Origin of the sequence: Streptomyces sp. NBC_00019 (assembly GCF_045041015.1) — a bacterium.
In the GTDB taxonomy this organism is placed as follows: Bacteria; Actinomycetota; Actinomycetes; order Streptomycetales; family Streptomycetaceae; genus Streptomyces.
This window is the reverse complement of sequence record NZ_CP108302.1, coordinates 118,694-134,937: the sequence shown is the minus strand read 5'-3', so window position 1 is coordinate 134,937 and position 16,244 is coordinate 118,694. Positions and strand designations below refer to the sequence as shown.

Here is a 16,244-nt window from a genome sequence, read left to right as displayed (position 1 = left end):
GGGAGTCGACAGGTCAGGCGAGTGCGAAGTAGCGCAGCCACACATAGCCGAGGGCGATGGCCACGGTGACGGTGGTGACGAGCAGGCCGTACTTGGTGAATTGCCAGAAGGAGATGGGCTGTCGGTTGCGTTCGGCGATACCCAGGACGACGACGTTGGCGCTGGCGCCGATCGCGGTGGCGTTGCCGCCCAGGTCGGCTCCGAGGGCGAGGGCCCACCACATGACGTGGTCGCCGCCGCCGCCCATGTTCTGGACGAGGTCGCTGGTGATGGGGGCCATGGTGGCGACGTAGGGGATGTTGTCGACGATGCCGGACAGGACGGCGGAGGCGCTCAGCAGGATCATGGAGCCACCGAGTTCGTTGTCACCGATCGCGTCGGCCAGGAACTTGGAGACCTCCCCGATCACGCCTGTCTCGATCAGGCCGCCGATCATGATGAAGAGCCCGGCGAAGAAGGCCAGGGTGGGCCATTCCACCTCTTTGAGCACTTCGCCGGTCTCCGCGGTGGAGAGGGCGATGAGCAGTCCGGCGCCGAGCAGGGCGACGATGCTCGGTTCGTAGTGCAGCACCGGATGGAGCACGAAGCCGACCACCACCAGGGCCAGTACCACCAGGCCCTGGATGAGCAGACGGGGGTCCTTGATGGCTTCACGTTCCTCCAGCGCCATGATCTCGGCGGCGCGGTCATCGTTGTAGACGAAGAACTTGCGGAACATCACCCGGCACATGAGGACGAAGACGATGAGCAGGATGACCACGATCGGGGTCAGGTGGACCAGGAAGTCGTTGAAGGTGAGGCCGGCGCGGCTGGCGATGATGATGTTGGGCGGGTCGCCGACGAGGGTCGCGGTGCCGCCGATGTTCGAGGCCATCACCTCGGCGATCAGGAACGGCGCTGCCGGGAGCGCGAGGCGCTCGCACACCAGCAGGGTGACCGGGGCGATCAGCAGGACCGTGGTGACGTTGTCCAGCAGGGCCGAGGCGACCGCGGTGATGACGACCAGCATGGCCATCACCCGGAAGGGTTTGGCACGGGCCCGTTTCACCGACCAGATCGCCAGGTACTCGAACATGCCGGTCTTCTTCAGTACGCCGACGATCATCATCATGCCCATCAGCAGGAAGATGACGTTCCAATCGACGCCGGAGTGCTCGGAGTAGAACGCCGACTGGTCATCGGTCGCCCTGATCGCCAGCATGAGGCCCGCGCCGCCGAGCGCCACGGCGACCCGGTGGATCTTCTCGCTGATGATCAGGGCGTACGCACCGACGAAGACGACGATCGCGGCCCAGCTGTGCCAGTCGTTCACGATCCTCCGATGAAGTGTTCCAACAGGGCGGTCGCGGTGATCGCACCGATCACGGTGGCTTTGTCGGTGTCGCGTTCGACGACCGCGACGAGCGGGGAGTCCTTGCGGGCCATGACCACGGCGACCTGCGCGGGCGAGGCATCCGGTCCGACGACCGGAGGAGTGAGCGGGCCTCGCGGCAGCCACTCGGCCACCGACCGTCCGGTCATCGTCTCCCGGGCCTCCTCGTCGAAGCGGTCATCCGCTCCGGCTGCCAGAACCGGATTCTCCCGCAGGTACCAGGGCAGCAGTGCGCGGATCACGCGGGCGGCCGGAATCACCGCGTACGGGTAGTCGTCGCGGTCGAGGACCAGCAGCGCGGGCAGTTGGTGCCGCACGACCAGACGGACGGCAGCGCGGGCGTCGTCGTCCGCGGACACAGTGGGGTAGGGCCGGGCCAGGTCATGGGCGTGCATCGGCGTGCCTCTCCGTGGACCGGGCGTCGGTGTCCTGGTGCGGCTCCGGGATTCCGGCCAGTTCGTCGACGTCGAAGGCGCGGGCGATCGGCACGTCGGTCGAGCTGTGCGCGACGATCGAGAAGGCGATACACACCGCGATGAGCGTGAACGCCTCCTCGGCCTGCGGGATGCCGGACTGCAGCACCAGCAGGCCATAGACCACCGAGGCGAAGCCCTTTGGGCCGAACCAGGCCGCCACCAGCTTCTCCTTGCGGGAGATGGTCGTGCCGAGCAGGGAGATCAGCAGCGATGCGGGGCGGATCAGCACGATGGCCAGGACTACCGCCACGTAGCCGCCGAACGACAGGTCGCCGAACAACTGCGGGGTCAGCAGCGCGCCGAACACCAGCAGCGCCGCGAACTTGGCCAGCTCCGCCAGTGCCTCGCCCAGCGGCTCGAAGGACTCTTTCGCCTCCAGCGACACGTGCACCAGTGTCGCGCCCGCCGAGAACGCCGCCAGGTACGGGTTGGCGTGGGTGAGATGGCAGACCGCGTACAGGATGATCCCGCTCGCCAGCGGCAGGAGCGGCTGGAGCTTCGGCTCGGCGCCCAGCAGGCGAAAGCGTACGAGGACGCTGACCAGCAGCGGCAGCGCGACACCGAAGACCAGGCCGAGGAGGAGTTCCAGGACGATCTTCCCCGGCGATGCCTCCATCGTGTCGGCCGTCGGACCCGCGGCCGCGATCAGGATGAGGACGACCGGCAGGGCGAGCCCGTCGTTGATGCCGCTCTCCACGTTCAGCAACTGCCGCAGCTTCGCCGGGACTTCCCTGCGTCCGACGATCGCCGAGGCGAACACCGGGTCGGTCGGGGCCAGTACGGCGCCGACCAGGAACGAGGTCGTCCAGTCCAGGCCCACCAGGTAGTGCGTGATCAGGGCCATGAAGACAAACGCCAGCGGCATGCCCAGACCCAGGGCACGGGCGGGGTTCCGCCAGTTGGCGCGCAGTTTGGGCAGCGAGACATGCATGCCGTCGGTGAACAGCACCGCGAACAGCGCTAGATCGGCCGTCACGGACACGATCTCGCTGTCCGGCGTGATGTGGATCCACCCGAGGAACCCGTCACTGACCAGCGCGCCGCCGACCAGGAAGAGGAAAGACGTGGAGAGCACCGTCCGGGCCGCCAGCCCTGACAACAGCACCGCCACCAGCAGTGCGACACCGAAAACCGCCACCAGAACCATGACGGACACCCCCGATCGGAAGAGAGATTTATCCTCTGCTCGCCGACCAGGCTTCCCGGCACACCGGAAGGAACCCTACCTGCCCTTGACGCGTTTTTGACAGATCACCAATAGGCACAATGAACGATCTGGCATTGCCGGATTCCGGCAGTCGTGGTGGCGGAGTCAGAATTTCAGGTCCGGAGCTCCCGTTCGGCGCAACCCGCGGCCGCCTCCTGCGGCAGCCAGGATGACCTGCGTCTACGCTGTCCTCAGGTGTGCCGGGAAGTCTGGTCGGCAGTTGGCCGCACTCTGCCCTGGAGCCCCGGATGCCTGATGACCTTTCCCCGGCACGGCAGCACCATGGGCATCACCGGCTGCGCGGTATGGGAAGTCGTCTGCTGCATCCGTTCCGCGGCCGCCTGTTCAGAGTCGAGTCCACCCCTGACCGAGTGGTCGTCCACCTCGCGGGGGAGATGACCACCCGGAACGCGGTCCGAACAGGCAAAGCCCTCGAAGGGCTCCTGCGCGCGGGACATGTCCGGCTTGAGATCGACTTGAGTGAGGTGACCTACCTCAGCAGCGACGGCGCAGCGATGTTCTTCATGGCGCTGCGCGCCGCTCCGCGGCATGGCGCACGAGTGATGGCCACGCACGCGGGGCCCCAGGCCCGGGCCACCCTCGAAGTGCTGGGATTGCTCCGCGTCCTCGAGGTGTACGAAGGGGACGGGCCGAGTTGCTCGTCGTGCGGGAACGAGTAGCCGCTGTCATCCCGCTACTGCCTGAGCTGTTCTCGATCTGCGCGGACAGTTCAAGATCCATGACGGCGCCGCTGCCCTGCTCCGATCATCACGTCGAACAGGGCGTTCTCCCGGGACAGGAGAGTGGCGCAGGTGCCTGGTCGGAGGCTGATCGACAACTTCTTGCGCAGGTCAGCCGCTGAAGCACACCCCCCGGCGGGCTGACGCAGACTTTTCTCGGTGAAGGGTCCGCTTCACGCCGCCGCCATGGTGCTGCCTCGTCGCCGTTGAGACGGGTGGGCCCCGGCTGCGGTGCGGCCTGTCAGGTGCGCCGACCCCTAGCGGTTGTCGACGGCGGCCGTGAGTTTGTCACGTTGCCCTTCGTCCGCCAGCGCGATGAGTCGGTTCTCGACATGCGGTGGCAGGTCTTTGACACCGAGCTCGACGCCGGACTTGTGCGAGTGGTCGATGAAGGTCAGCAACGCCTTCGCGCCGGACATGTCGATGTAGTTCACGTGCTTCAGGCTCAGCGACAGGTTCGGGAGGTCGCTACGCAGGCTCGAGAAGACGCGGTCGACGGACAGAAACGACAGCGGTCCCCCAATGTGGTAGGTGCCGGCGCCGTCGTGGACGATCGAGGCCTTGTGCCGCCGTGACTGAGCGCCGTGAACGACGAGTGCCAGGACGACGCCGACGGCGACCGCCGCGGTCAGGTCCACGAGGACAGTGATGATCATCGTCGCGAACATCACGACCACGTCACCTTTCGGAGCGACGTGCGCCTTGCGCAGGCTCGCCCAGTCGAACATGCCGAACGCGGTCAGAATCAGGATCCCTGACAGCACGGCGAGAGGGATGTACTGCACCACGGCCCCGAGCCCGACCACGAGGGTGAGGAGAATGACGCTATGGGCAGCCGCCGACAGAGCCGTACGGCCACCGCTTCGGACATTGACCACGGACCGGACAGTGGCGTCGGCGCTGGCCAGACCGCCGAAGAGCCCGCTGGCGGCATTGCCGAGTCCCTGGCCGATCAGCTCCTTGTTGCTGCGGTGCCGGTTGCCGGTGATTTCGTCCATGACGACCGAGGTCAGCAGCGAATCGATCGAGCCCAGCAGCGCGATGCTGAGCGCGGGCAGGATGAGGGTCAGGAGCTGGGATCCGCTGAACTGGGGGAGGGTGAGCGAAGGCATCGACTCCGGGATCTGGCCTATGTAGTCAATCGCCGTGTTGAGCGAGACCGGCCCGACACGTACGTCCTGCAGTAGTGAGTTGGTGAACCGCAGGGCCGCAGTCATGATCACGAGCGCGATCAGGCTCGCCGGAACCGACTTGATCACTCGTGCGGACACGAGCATGAGTACCATCGTGGCGGCCACCACCAGGAAACTCTTTTGAGCCTGGTCGATTTCGCCCAGGATGATGATCAGCGCGATTCCGCCCATGAAGCCCGAGACCACGGGGTGGGGTACGTAGCGGATGAGCAATCCGAGCCTGCACAGTCCGAACAGGATCTGGAAGGCGCCGGCGATGATGAACGCGAGGAACGCGCCCTCGAGTCCGTGCGTGGCGATGACGCCGGTGGCGACGACGGTGATGGGGCCTGTGGGGCCAGTCACTTGGCCGGGCGTACCGCCGAACAATGCCGCGAAGAATCCGGCGAAGATCGCACCGTACAGTCCGACGAGCGCGCCCTCCGAAGTGCCGGTCGCGGTGATGCCGAAGGCGATCGCCAGCGGTAACGCCACGATTGCGACAGTCAGGCCGGAAAGAATCTCTTTGGTGATGCGCACGAACATCGGCTCCCGCTTCAGTCGACATCATCCTGACCTCGGCCCATGACGGACCGAGCTGCCGACCAGGCTTCCCGGCTCTCCGCGAGTAAAGGTGCCGTATAGAACGCGTCAATACAAGACCAAAGATCGCCATCTGGGACTGACGTCACACCAGCGGTTACCAGCGGGATGACCGGGAAAGTCCCGCACGACGGGCGGTAAGAGTTGGTGGATGAAGTGAGCTAAGGAAGCATCAAAAGCCTGGTCAGTGCCCATACTTGACAATGCGGGGGCGTCCCGCGACGGGCCTGACGGGGAGCGGCAAGTGAGTGGTGTCGGAGAGGGACTGGGCAAGGTCGAAGTGAAGCTCAGGTGGGACCCGAGTCCGCACGGGGAGGCGCCTCGGCATCTCGACATCATCGCCGCTACCTACTCGGCGGACGATCCGTACGGTCGGCCGGTGTATGTCGTTCACTACGACAGCCGCTCGCCGGACGGCACCATCAACATGGGCCGCCACAGCGAGACCGGTATGGGGTTCGGCTTCGTCGAGGCGATGGTGCTGGAGTTCGATCGGATGTCGTCCGCCTACGGGCGGGTGGTGGTCGGGGTAGCCATCCACCAGGACGGGGGCCGTCGCACGTTCGGTGACATAGCGGGTGCCGGGGTGCTGGTCGTCCAGGGCTACCTGCAGCTGCTGGCCGACGACTTCGCGAGCGTCGCCCAGGCCACGGCCGCGACGGTCGCCGAATTCAGCAGAGACGCGGCCGGAGCATGGGGGCTCCGCGAGATGGTGCGGGGGTTCGACAGCGATCCGGTGCTCTTCGCCGCGGAGATGGGCGGCATCCGGCAGTGACGTCTGGTTCGTAGTCCGGCACACGGACACGCGGGCGGGGCACCATGGGCAATGGCGTACCCCTGAGAGGTCGGTGACCCCTGGCAGGCCGGCCTCGTCCTCCCGCCCCCGTCTGTCGTTGCGGCCTCCGTCGTTCGGTCGGCAGAAATGACCGAGCCGTCGGTCGGTGCCTCCGGGAGTTGGGGATCAAGGCGGGAGCCCCGGTGCGATGGCCGAGGGCTCGGTGCCGGGTTTACGGTCCGGCGCTGGGCGGGGTCACTGTGCCCGGAGTGTTGCCGGGAAGCTGCGAATCGTAGAAGCGCCCGGTGCCCGGAGGAGGGTTGACGTCCTGCTTTTCCACCGTGCCGGGGGCTCCCCACCACATCACAGCCAGGAGAGCGACTGCGCACAATCCTGCGACCCCCAGCCCAACGGGTGGACGCTGTCGCCGTGCCAAGCGAAGACAGAGCCAGCCAGCAAACGCCCCCACGATAATGATGATCGACGGGGTGAGTCCACCGCGCCTGTACGCAATCATCAGCACTTCATGGTTAGCGATCAACGGCAGGAACGCTGCATAGAGCACGCCCAACACGACGATGACTGCGCACGCCCGCTCCACCAGAAGCAGCGCAGGGCGGTTGCCGTGCATGCCGTCCCTCCCTCCCTAAGCCGACCCGTATCGGGGCCAGTTGGCGTCCCCGATCGGTGGCGACCAGTGCAGGCTACGGCGTGGGGCGTGTCAACTGCCGCGGGCACGGTTTCCATCACGGTGCCGTCAGCGTTCTTGGCGAAAGTCCGCTCTCCAGCGGGATCCTGCGCCGGGTTCCGACAACGCCGTTGCGCGCCTCGCCTTCACCTCCTGCTCCCATTTGGCGGGCAGCGACGATTTGCACCAGGGGTGCACGCCGACGGCGTCGTGGAACCCGGCGTCGAACGTGCTCTCCTGGCATGCCAGCACAGCAACTGCAGTCTGACCGAGGGGCCGTTGGAGGCGACACCCACGCTGCGGGTCACTCGATGCATTCGGGAGCGCTTGGCTGATCCCGATCTGTCGGCGGCATGGATCGCCGCTGCATACGACATCTCTACGCTGTGCTCTTCCGGTCGGGAATCAGCTTCGGAGTCTGGACCGGAGGCGCCGCCTGGCCGGATGCGGGGGTGAGTTGGCCAGCCCGAACGGGCGACCGTGGCCCGTCGCAGCGATAGGACGAACGTCGGGCCCACTTCAGCAAGGTAGTCGAGCGAGCGTACGGAACTTCGCCTCGGGCCTGGCATGATCGGAACCACCTCCACACTTCCTGGTGATGGTCTTCGCGCGGCCGCGTTTCGCGTGACCGACCTTGGCGCTCGGTCCATTCTGTCCGCTCAGGCGCGGCGCGGCACGGAGTCGCTCCTTCCGACCCCAGCAGCGCGCAGAGCGAGCTGGCCGCCGATCTCGCTCGCGGCGCCGAAGGGCGTCCTGCAGCCTGATGGAGCCCGAAGCGCATGTCGTCAATCTGCGCCGGTGTCTTCACCCTGAGCGGCAACGCTGAAAGCGTTCACTCGGTCCGCCCGATGACGAATCCGCATCGCAGTCCCGAGACGACCCGTCGGCGATCATCGGGCCGTGCGACGGCCGGGAGCCGGTAAGGGTGACGCTGCCGGCAGGCCAATCGCGTCCAATATCGCGAACCATGTCTCCTGCGTGTCTGTCTGCCCGGCGCTACGGGAGGTAACTTGGTAAAGAGAGCCCCAAGAGGAGGGCGATTCGCGATGCCGTGGTTCGTATGGCTGCTCACCGCCGCGGCTCTGGGTGCCGCGGAGTTTTTCACCCTGACACTGGTCCTGGGGTTGCTCGCGGGTGCCGCGCTGGTCGCCGCCGTGGTCGCCGGTGTGGGGATCGGCCTTCTCGGCCAGCTCCTGGCCCTGGCGGCGGCGGCAGCGGCGGGTCTGGTCATGGTCCGCCCTGTCGCGCTGCGGCACATGGCACAGCAACCCCTCACCCGCGAGGGCAGCGATGCACTGGTCGGCAAGCGGGCCGAGGTCATGCAGGAGGTCACCGCGACCCGCGGACTGATCAAACTGTCCGGTGAGGAGTGGTCCGCTCGTGCCCTCGACGAGAGCCTGGTGATCCCGGCGGGAGCGCTGGTGGACGTCATGGAGATCGAAGGCGCCACGGCCATCGTCTACCCGCGCGAACTGCTGCCATGAACGGCTGAACGCAGAGCAATGGAGGCACTGTGGATCCGGTTGTCATTGTCACGTTCGTCGCGGCCATCGTCGTCGTCTTCCTCGTCGCTGCCACGGTGCGCATCGTGCCGCAGGCACGCCGCTACAACATCGAGCGGTTCGGTCGGTACCGCCGGACTCTGCAACCCGGCCTGAACTTCGTCGTCCCGATGGCGGACCGTATCAACACCAAACTCGACGTGCGCGAGCAGGTGTATTCGTCCGATCCCAGGCCGGTGATCACCGAGGACAACCTCGTGGTGAACATCGACACCGTGCTCTACTACCAGATCACTGACCCGAGGGCGGCGGCTTACGAGGTCGCCGACTACCTTCAGGCCATCGATCAGCTCACCGTCACCACGCTGCGGAACGTCATCGGCAGCATGGACCTGGAGGAGACGCTCACCTCGCGTGAGGAGATCAATTCCCGGCTTCGTGCCGTCCTTGACGATGCCACTGGGAAGTGGGGCATCCGGGTCAACCGCGTCGAGATCAAGGCCATCGATCCGCCGAACACCATCAAGGAAGCGATGGAGAAGCAGATGCGGGCCGAGCGGGACAAGCGTGCGGCCATTTTGCACGCCGAAGGGGAACGCCAGGCCAAGATCCTCACTGCGGAGGGCACGAGGCAGAAGGACATCCTGGAGGCACAGGGCGCGCAGCAAGCCATGATCCTGCGGGCGGACGGTGAGGCCAAGGCTGTGGAGCTGGTCTTCCAGGCTGTCCATCGCAACAATGCCGACCCGAAGGTCTTGGCCTACAAGTATCTGGAGACGCTCCCACACCTGGCGAGCAGCGACAACAACACTTTCTGGGTGATCCCAGGGGAGCTGACCGAGGCAGTCCGGACCGTCACCAGCGCGTTCAGTGACCAGTCGACAGTCGGCGGTTCCCAACCTGCGCAGCCCGAGGAAGCAGTCACGGCCGACGATGCCACGCCGTACGAAGGTCGGGTTCCGGAACTCGACGCCGGCTCGACGGTTTCACTCGACGCTGCGACGGCGGCTGACCGGGCTGAGAAGCAGGCTGCGGCCGCAGTGAACGACGCCAAGGCCGAAGCTGAGGCGGCGATGTCGCCCCAGACACCGCGCCGGGGGCAGGCGTCCGGCGACTGAGCCCACTCTTGGCCGACGCCAGGAGCCTCTGATGCTTCCAGAGCTCGACAGACCTGCGCGGGCCCGTGCAGCGCGACGAGGGCATGCTCCTGCGTCTGGACCATGCCTCGCAGTCCACACCGTCGGAACTGCCGGAGGCTTTCGACGGGTGGGTGGATCCGGCACTCTGCCAAGACTCCGGCGGGAGTGATCCGCTACCGGCCGACGAGACCAGGGGACGCTGCTCCTCGGCAGCGGGGGACTCTCCAAGCTGCTCGCCGGTGACGACGGATTCTCCAGAGTCGGCGATCCAGGACGTTCTTCTGCAGCAGCGCGAAGAACCTTTCCATGGCCGCGTTGTCTTCGGCCGCGCCGACCCGGCCTATGCAAGCCGACCAGGCCATGTAGGGCGAGAGTAGACACGAACTTTTGCCGGAATAGACCGGGATCCGAATGCACGATGCATCCGGCTACCGGTCCGCGGCGGGCGACCGCGAACTGAAGGACCATTATCGCGAGGCGGGACTTCATCCGCGAGTTGATGGAAGAGCGCACGATCCGGCCCGAGAACACGTCCCTGACCGCACGCAGGTAGAGCTTCCCCTCGCCTGGGCGTTCTTGCCGCGGCCCGTCCACTTGCCGAAGGTGCTCCACCTGCGGTTGTCCCGGCAGATCCGCCAGGCCGTGCGCTCCGCCATCGCTTCGGCCGCGGCGCGGGCCTCGTCGGCAAGGAAGCTATGGCCGAACTCGGGGCTGTCGCGGTGCACGTTGAACAGGGTGTTGGACCGCCGTTGATGACCTGCCGGTCCGACACTCGCGGCCGGGCCGTCGGCGCCTGGGGCCGCAGTGGAGCGAGTAACTCTCACTCCTAATCGGTGAGTTCATGGCGACGTATCACCCCAACATGATCCACCATCCGATGATCTTTGAAGTCGGACGTTAGTTCAGCATGATCTAGCGAGGAACCCCGGGCGTTCACGACTCCGTTGGGAAAGGCGTGATTCGAGCAGGGCTGTGTCGTTCGTCTTGTTGATGGCTATGGTCGTTGGCGGGGTGAGGGGCGCGGGATGTCGCTGGAGTCGCGGTCGGATGATGGGGTGCCTGAGCTGACGGCTCGGGTGGTGCGGGCCTCGTTCCCCAAGGGGACGTTGGCGGTCCGGATCCGGGACGTGCTTGGTCCGCTGTTCACAGACGAGGACTTCGCTGAGGCTTTCGCTGACCGGGGTCGGCCCGCAATCTCGCCGGGTGCTCTGGCCTTGGTGTCGGTCTTGCAATACGCGGAGGGATTGTCCGACCGGCAAGCCGCTGACCAGGTACGGGCCAGGATGGACTGGAAGTTCCTGCTCGGGCTGGAGCTGGATGATCCGGGATTCGACTTCACTGTCCTGGGTGACTTCCGCTCCCGCCTGATCACGCACGGGCTGGAGGAACGGGTCCTGGAGGTGATCCTGTCCCGGTTGTCCGATGCAGCACTGCTGCGGGCCGGTGGCCGGCAGCGCACCGATTCCACTCATGTGCTGGCCGCGGTGCGCACGCTGAACCGGATGGAGTTCGTCGGTGAAACGCTTCGGGCAGCGCTGGAGGCGCTGGCCGCAGCAGCCCCGGACTGGCTGACACCGTTGATCAGCACCGCATGGGTGGAGCGCTACGGGGCCAGGATCGACAACTACCGCTTCCCTAAAGGGGAAAATGTCCGCCGGGAATGGGCCGAACAGGTCGGCCGGGACGGGTTCGTGCTCCTGGACGCCGTCGATGAGACGGCCGCATTGGCCTGGCTGGGGGAGGTCCCCGCAGTGCGCATCCTGCGCCGGGCCTGGATGGAGCAGTACCACCGGGACGGGAAGGGGGTGCGCTGGCGGGAGGGCAAGGACCTCCCGCCAGCCAGAGACCGGCTGTCCTCGCCCTATGACGCCGATGCCCACTACGGCATCAAGCGTGGGTCGGGCTGGTGCGGCTACAAGGTCCACCTGAGCGAGACCTGCGAGGCTGATGCACCGCATCTGATCACAAATGTCGAGACCACGAGCGCCACCGTCAACGACACTGAGCTCACCGCTATCGTCCACCAACGTCTTGCCCAACGGGGGCTGACACCGCACGAGCATGTGGTGGACGCCGGATATGTCACCGCCGCCCACATCCTGGCCGCCCGCGAGGATCACGGCATCGACCTGCTCGGACCGGTCGGCATCGACACCCACCACAGCGGGCGCGATGACCAGGCACCAGACCTGACCCAGGCCGCCTTCACAACGGACTGGGACGCTCGCAGGGTTACCTGCCCGCAGGGCGCGGCCAGTGTCAGCTGGTCCCAGCAGCGCAAAGCCAGCGGCACTCCGCTCGTCCGGGTGTACTTCGCGCTCGCCGACTGCGACCCATGTCCGCTGAGACCGAGGTGCACCAAGGCAGCCAACGGCAAGTGGGGTCGCAGCCTGACCCTGCTGCCCCGCGAGCAGCAGCAGATCCTGGAACAACGACGCGCGGAACAGCAAACCGACGCGTGGAAAGAGCGCTACGACGCGCGAGCCGGGGTGGAAGGCACCATCTCCCAGGCCGTCCGCCGCACCCGCCTGCGACGCACGCCCTACCAGGGCCTGCACAAGACGCACTTGGCGAACATTCTCTCCGCCACCGCTGTCAACATCGCGCGCGTCGACGCCTGGCTGAACGGCACCCCACTCGGCGCAACCCGCGTCACCCACCTCGCTCGGCTTGCCCACGCGACATGACCTCAGCACGAGAACCGCTTTGCGCCTTTCCCAACGGAGTCGTTCACGCCCGGGAGGAATCGCTTCTCTCGGCTGCTCTGACCCGCGCGGGCGCACGGGTCTGCACTGTTGACCTCAGTCAGGACGCTTCTGGTTCGCGATGTACTCCTTCACCAGGGCGAGCGGTGCGCCGCCGCATGATGCGGCGAAGTAGGACGGAGACCAGAAGTGCTCGCCCCACAGGTACCGGCGGATGTGGCCGGGGAACTCCTGGCGCAAGCGGCGGGCGGAGACGCCCTTGAGGCTGCCGACGAGTCGGGAGATGGCGACCTTCGGTGGGTAATGCACCAGCAGGTGTACGTGATCGCGCTCGCCGTTGAACTCGCGCAGGTCCGCGCCGAAGTCCGCGCACACATCCCGCATGACCTCTTCGCAGCGCTTGAGGATGTCGTCGGTGAACGGTCCGCGCCGGTACTTGGGGGTGAAGACCAAGTGCGCATGAAGGGTGTAGACGACGCTACGGCCCCTGCGGATATCGGGGTTTGGTTCCCATCGAGGTGACATAGAGCAATGCTATATTCGTTCCCGTGAAGATCGTCGTGCAGGTGAAACTCGTGCCGGATGCCATCCAGGCGTCGGTACTCGAGTCGACCCTGCGCACGGTCAACGACGCCGCGAACTGGGTGTCGGAGGTGGCGTTCGAGCACGGTGTTCCGCGTGAGTACGAGTTGCGCAAGCACACCTACGCCGAACTCAAGGCCCGGGGCTTCGGGGCGCAGGCCGCGCAGCACACCATCAAGAAGGTGCGCGACGCCTACACCACACTCAAGGCCAACGTTCGGGCCGGGAATCTTGGGAAGGAAGGCTCCAAGCGCCGCCGTAAGGCGGAGTCCAAGCCGATCGTCTTCCGGCCCGAGGCCGCCCAGGCGTACGACGACCGGTGCCTTTCCTGGCAGTACGACCAGCAGACCGTGTCCATCTGGACCACTTCCGGACGGCTCAAGAGCGTCCGCTTTGTCTGCTCCGCCGACGCGCTCAAGACGCTCCGGGCGCACCGGCAGGGAGAGTCCGACCTCATCGAGCGTGACGGCGTCTTCTACCTGATCGCCACCTGCGAGGTACCCGAGGCCGAGCAGTACGGGCCGGACGGCTTCATCGGCGTGGACCTCGGCATCGCCAACATCGCCACCACGTCCACCGGCTACCTCGCCGCCGGGCGGGGGCTGGGCAGGTACCGCAAGCGACAGCTTGTCCTGCGTGCCAAGCTCCAGAAGAAGCGCACCAAGAGCGCCCAGCGGCGACTCAAGGCCCGTGCCCGCAAAGAGGCGCGGCACGTCGCCAACCAGAACCACATCATCTCCAAGACGATCGTGACCGAGGCTGAACGCACCGGGCGCGGCCTGTCCCTCGAAGAACTCAAGGGCATCCGCTCCCGGGTACGGCTCCGCAAGCCCCAACGGGTCGCACTCCACTCCTGGGCGTTCGCCCAGCTCGCAGACTTCATCGTCTACAAGGCCAAGCGGGCAGGCGTGCCCCTGGTCTTCGTCGATCCCGCGTACACGTCGCAGACATGCGCCGCGTGCGGTCACGTCGACAAACGCAACCGTGTCGACCAGGGGCTTTTCATCTGCCGGGGGTGCGGGGTCGTTGTCCACGCCGACCGGAATGCTTCCCACAACATCGCCACCCGTGGCGAGAGCGTGTGGAACGCGGGGCGTGAGTCACGCGTCCCTGCCACCCGATAGGGGTGTCTGGACGGAGGAGTCCAACCCGGCAGCCAGCCGGGCACTACCTCCAAGCCCGGTCCTTCAGGGCCGGGTCAAGTTGACATGAGGGGCGACGTCCCGGACCGTGTCCTCCGGACGCTGGCCGAATGTCTGCTGCCACACCGTCCCCGCGTCCAGGCCCCGCAGATCTGCCCAGGCATTCCAGATGCGTTGATGAGCGGAAGCCGAATCGAGCAGAACGCCGTCGACGTCGAACAGCACAGCAGCGAAAGTCATGGCGGCCACGATCTCAGGGCGGGTGACCGATAGGCAGAGCAGGTCACCGCCCACGACGACCGCACCGTGCAGCTGTGGGATTTTGCCACCGGCACCCAACAGCACCTGCTCGAAGGCCACACCAGCTGGATCAGGGCGTTGTGCACGGTGAAGGCGCCCGACGGTCGAACCCTGCGCGCCATCGCCTTCCACGGCGGCCGACCGTGCAACTGTGGGACTGCGAAGGCTCTTTGAAGGCGCAGGTGCCTGTGGGGGCCAGCCCAGCGCGCTGTTCGGTGGTAACGCGCTCGTGATCGCAATTGAGCCCGGCATCCTCGTTGTGGACATCGAAAGCGCCTGATCGGTTGTCACCAGAAAGGGCGCAGCCCTGAGAGGCCCCCGATCACCCACTGCGGACCGCCGACACCGACGAGTGTCGGCGTATGGACTGCCTGGCCCCCGGCACGTGTGTCGCTCTGTCTGCCGTGCACCTGGTCCAGTACGAGCCGGGCGTTGAGTACTGGGCGTCTCCCGTGGACAGCTCAGGTGGCTTCTGTCCCGGCCGCCGACGAAGACGAGTCGTGACGGTGCAGGCTGCCGAGGCTCCGCCGTTGTCGGGGGAGTGCACGCTGGCAGCGAGGCGGATACGAAGACCTGCACCGAGACCAGATCACGGACATTCCGCTCCCCGCAGGCAACGGCCAGCTGTTCCAGCGCTGTTGCGGCCCCCTCGGTGGCGGCCCGGGCACCTGAACTCCCGCCCCAGGTTCCCCCCAGCCCTGGACAGGTCGAGCACCTGGGGCGGGCGAGCGTGTTACGAAAGCCCCGTGTCTGTCTCGCGGCCCTCTGGGCGACGACGAGAATTGCCAGGCAGGCCCTAGCATCTGCGCATGCCATCACGTCGCAGTCATGACAACTTAGCCGCTCTGCCGCGCGATCCCCGAGCCGACCAGTATCCGATGCCGACCGTGCCGTACGGCTGGTACGCGGTGCTGCGCAGCCGCGAACTGAGGCCGGGCAAGGTCGTCAGCCTGCACTACTTCGGGCGGGCGCTCATCGCCTTCCGGGGAGCCGACGGCCGGGCAGCTGTACGGGACGCGCACTGCCCGCACTACGGCGCGCATCTTGGCGCGGGCGGGAGGGTCGTGGACGGCACGGTGGAGTGCCCGTTCCACGGGTGGCGGTTCGGTGCCGACGGCCGGTGCGTGGAGGCCCCGTTCGCGGTGCGCACTCCCAAGGTCTCCCTCGACGGGTTCCCGGTCCGCGAGCACAGCGGGCTCGTCTTCGTCCACGCCGGGCCGGGCGAGCCGTCGTGGGAGGTGCCGGAGATCCCGGAGACAGGATCGAAAGAGTTCGCCGCGCCCATCGACGACACCTGCCGGGCTCGCGTCCACATTCAGGAGATGCGCGAGAACATCGTCGACGAGTCCCACTTCCACTTCATCCACGGCCAGAGTGAACCCCCTGTCCAGGACTGGCGGGCGGACGGCCCGTTCGCCGAGGCTCGCGGCCGCATCTCCCGCCGTGTGCTGGGCCGGGTCATCGACAACACCTTCGACGCGTTCATGTACGGGCCCGGCGTCATGGTGGTGCGTACCCACGGCCCCGTACTGTCGGTGACCGCCGTCGCACTCAGTACTCCCGTCGACGACCGCACCAGCGAACTGCGGATGCTGTACTACATCCGCAAACCGTCCTGGCTGCCGTTTCTGACCCCCCTGGCCAAGCTCGTCTTCCGCATGGCGGCTTTGGGAGAGGTGCGCAAGGAGATCGGGATCTGGGACCACAAGATCCACCAGGCGCGCCCTGTCCTGCTTCCGCACGAGAAGGGGATCAAGGCGTTGCGCCGCTGGTACGCGCAGTTCTATCCGGTCGACTGACAGATTGGCCGATCGATCGACCAGGGGCGACGCGCCGGCCAC

The 16,244-nt window shown here is 66.5% G+C and carries 14 protein-coding genes; 7 read left to right on the top strand and 7 right to left on the bottom strand.

Features of this window, described 5'->3' with window-relative positions; translation table 11 throughout:
• Positions 1 to 13: 13 nt before the first annotated feature.
• The 3 genes from OHU89_RS00665 to OHU89_RS00655 are packed head-to-tail and all read right to left on the bottom strand — an operon-like array spanning position 14 to position 2,995.
• Entirely contained in the window at positions 14 to 1,312 is a 1,299-nt protein-coding gene (locus tag OHU89_RS00665) for an SLC13 family permease (protein WP_405638818.1), read from the bottom strand.
• Complete coding sequence (locus OHU89_RS00660) at positions 1,309 to 1,767, bottom strand: CBS domain-containing protein (protein WP_405638816.1); 459 nt, start codon at positions 1,765 to 1,767, stop codon at positions 1,309 to 1,311. The genes OHU89_RS00665 and OHU89_RS00660 overlap by 4 nt, the downstream gene beginning before the upstream one ends.
• On the bottom strand, positions 1,754 to 2,995 hold the full coding sequence (locus OHU89_RS00655) for a cation:proton antiporter (protein WP_405638814.1): 1,242 nt from the start codon (positions 2,993 to 2,995) through the stop codon (positions 1,754 to 1,756). Before OHU89_RS00655 ends, OHU89_RS00660 begins: the two co-directional genes overlap by 14 nt.
• A gap of 308 nt (positions 2,996 to 3,303) precedes the next feature.
• Between OHU89_RS00655 and OHU89_RS00650 the strand changes: the two genes are divergently transcribed.
• Entirely contained in the window at positions 3,304 to 3,735 is a 432-nt protein-coding gene (locus tag OHU89_RS00650) for an STAS domain-containing protein (RefSeq protein WP_405638812.1), read from the top strand.
• 317 nt (positions 3,736 to 4,052) lie between these two features.
• Here the strand turns inward: OHU89_RS00650 and OHU89_RS00645 are convergent, their stop codons facing one another.
• Complete coding sequence (locus tag OHU89_RS00645) at positions 4,053 to 5,513, bottom strand: SulP family inorganic anion transporter (protein ID WP_405638809.1); 1,461 nt, start codon at positions 5,511 to 5,513, stop codon at positions 4,053 to 4,055.
• A gap of 301 nt (positions 5,514 to 5,814) precedes the next feature.
• On the opposite strand from OHU89_RS00645, the gene OHU89_RS00640 reads away from it, so the two are divergent.
• Complete coding sequence (locus OHU89_RS00640) at positions 5,815 to 6,345, top strand: TerD family protein (RefSeq protein ID WP_405638806.1); 531 nt, start codon at positions 5,815 to 5,817, stop codon at positions 6,343 to 6,345.
• A 232-nt stretch (positions 6,346 to 6,577) separates the two neighbouring features.
• Here OHU89_RS00640 and OHU89_RS00635 read toward each other — a convergent pair whose 3' ends face one another.
• Positions 6,578 to 6,976, bottom strand: coding sequence for a hypothetical protein (locus OHU89_RS00635; RefSeq protein ID WP_405638803.1), 399 nt, complete (start codon positions 6,974 to 6,976; stop codon positions 6,578 to 6,580).
• A gap of 1,103 nt (positions 6,977 to 8,079) precedes the next feature.
• Here OHU89_RS00635 and OHU89_RS00630 point away from each other — a divergent pair.
• From OHU89_RS00630 to OHU89_RS00620, 3 genes are all read left to right on the top strand, one after another.
• Positions 8,080 to 8,517: an NfeD family protein gene (locus OHU89_RS00630; protein WP_405638800.1), complete on the top strand. Its 438-nt coding sequence runs from the start codon at positions 8,080 to 8,082 to the stop codon at positions 8,515 to 8,517.
• 29 nt (positions 8,518 to 8,546) lie between these two features.
• Positions 8,547 to 9,653, top strand: coding sequence for an SPFH domain-containing protein (locus OHU89_RS00625; RefSeq protein WP_405638797.1), 1,107 nt, complete (start codon positions 8,547 to 8,549; stop codon positions 9,651 to 9,653).
• A gap of 1,076 nt (positions 9,654 to 10,729) precedes the next feature.
• Positions 10,730 to 12,361: an IS1182 family transposase gene (locus OHU89_RS00620; protein WP_405638794.1), complete on the top strand. Its 1,632-nt coding sequence runs from the start codon at positions 10,730 to 10,732 to the stop codon at positions 12,359 to 12,361.
• Between the two features lie 114 nt (positions 12,362 to 12,475).
• On the opposite strand, the gene tnpA is transcribed toward OHU89_RS00620, so the two are convergent.
• Positions 12,476 to 12,904, bottom strand: coding sequence for an IS200/IS605 family transposase (gene tnpA, locus OHU89_RS00615; RefSeq protein ID WP_266898953.1), 429 nt, complete (start codon positions 12,902 to 12,904; stop codon positions 12,476 to 12,478).
• An 11-nt stretch (positions 12,905 to 12,915) separates the two neighbouring features.
• Here tnpA and OHU89_RS00610 point away from each other — a divergent pair, with 11 nt between their 5' ends.
• The gene (locus OHU89_RS00610) at positions 12,916 to 14,085 is read left to right on the top strand and encodes an RNA-guided endonuclease InsQ/TnpB family protein (protein WP_405654232.1); all 1,170 of its coding nucleotides are present in this window, start codon (positions 12,916 to 12,918) and stop codon (positions 14,083 to 14,085) included.
• A gap of 63 nt (positions 14,086 to 14,148) precedes the next feature.
• Here OHU89_RS00610 and OHU89_RS00605 read toward each other — a convergent pair whose 3' ends face one another.
• Positions 14,149 to 14,463 (bottom strand): hypothetical protein, encoded by a 315-nt coding sequence (locus OHU89_RS00605; protein ID WP_405638791.1) that lies wholly within the window; start codon positions 14,461 to 14,463, stop codon positions 14,149 to 14,151.
• Between the two features lie 818 nt (positions 14,464 to 15,281).
• Here OHU89_RS00605 and OHU89_RS00600 point away from each other — a divergent pair.
• Positions 15,282 to 16,202: a Rieske 2Fe-2S domain-containing protein gene (locus tag OHU89_RS00600; protein ID WP_405638789.1), complete on the top strand. Its 921-nt coding sequence runs from the start codon at positions 15,282 to 15,284 to the stop codon at positions 16,200 to 16,202.
• Positions 16,203 to 16,244: the final 42 nt, after the last annotated feature.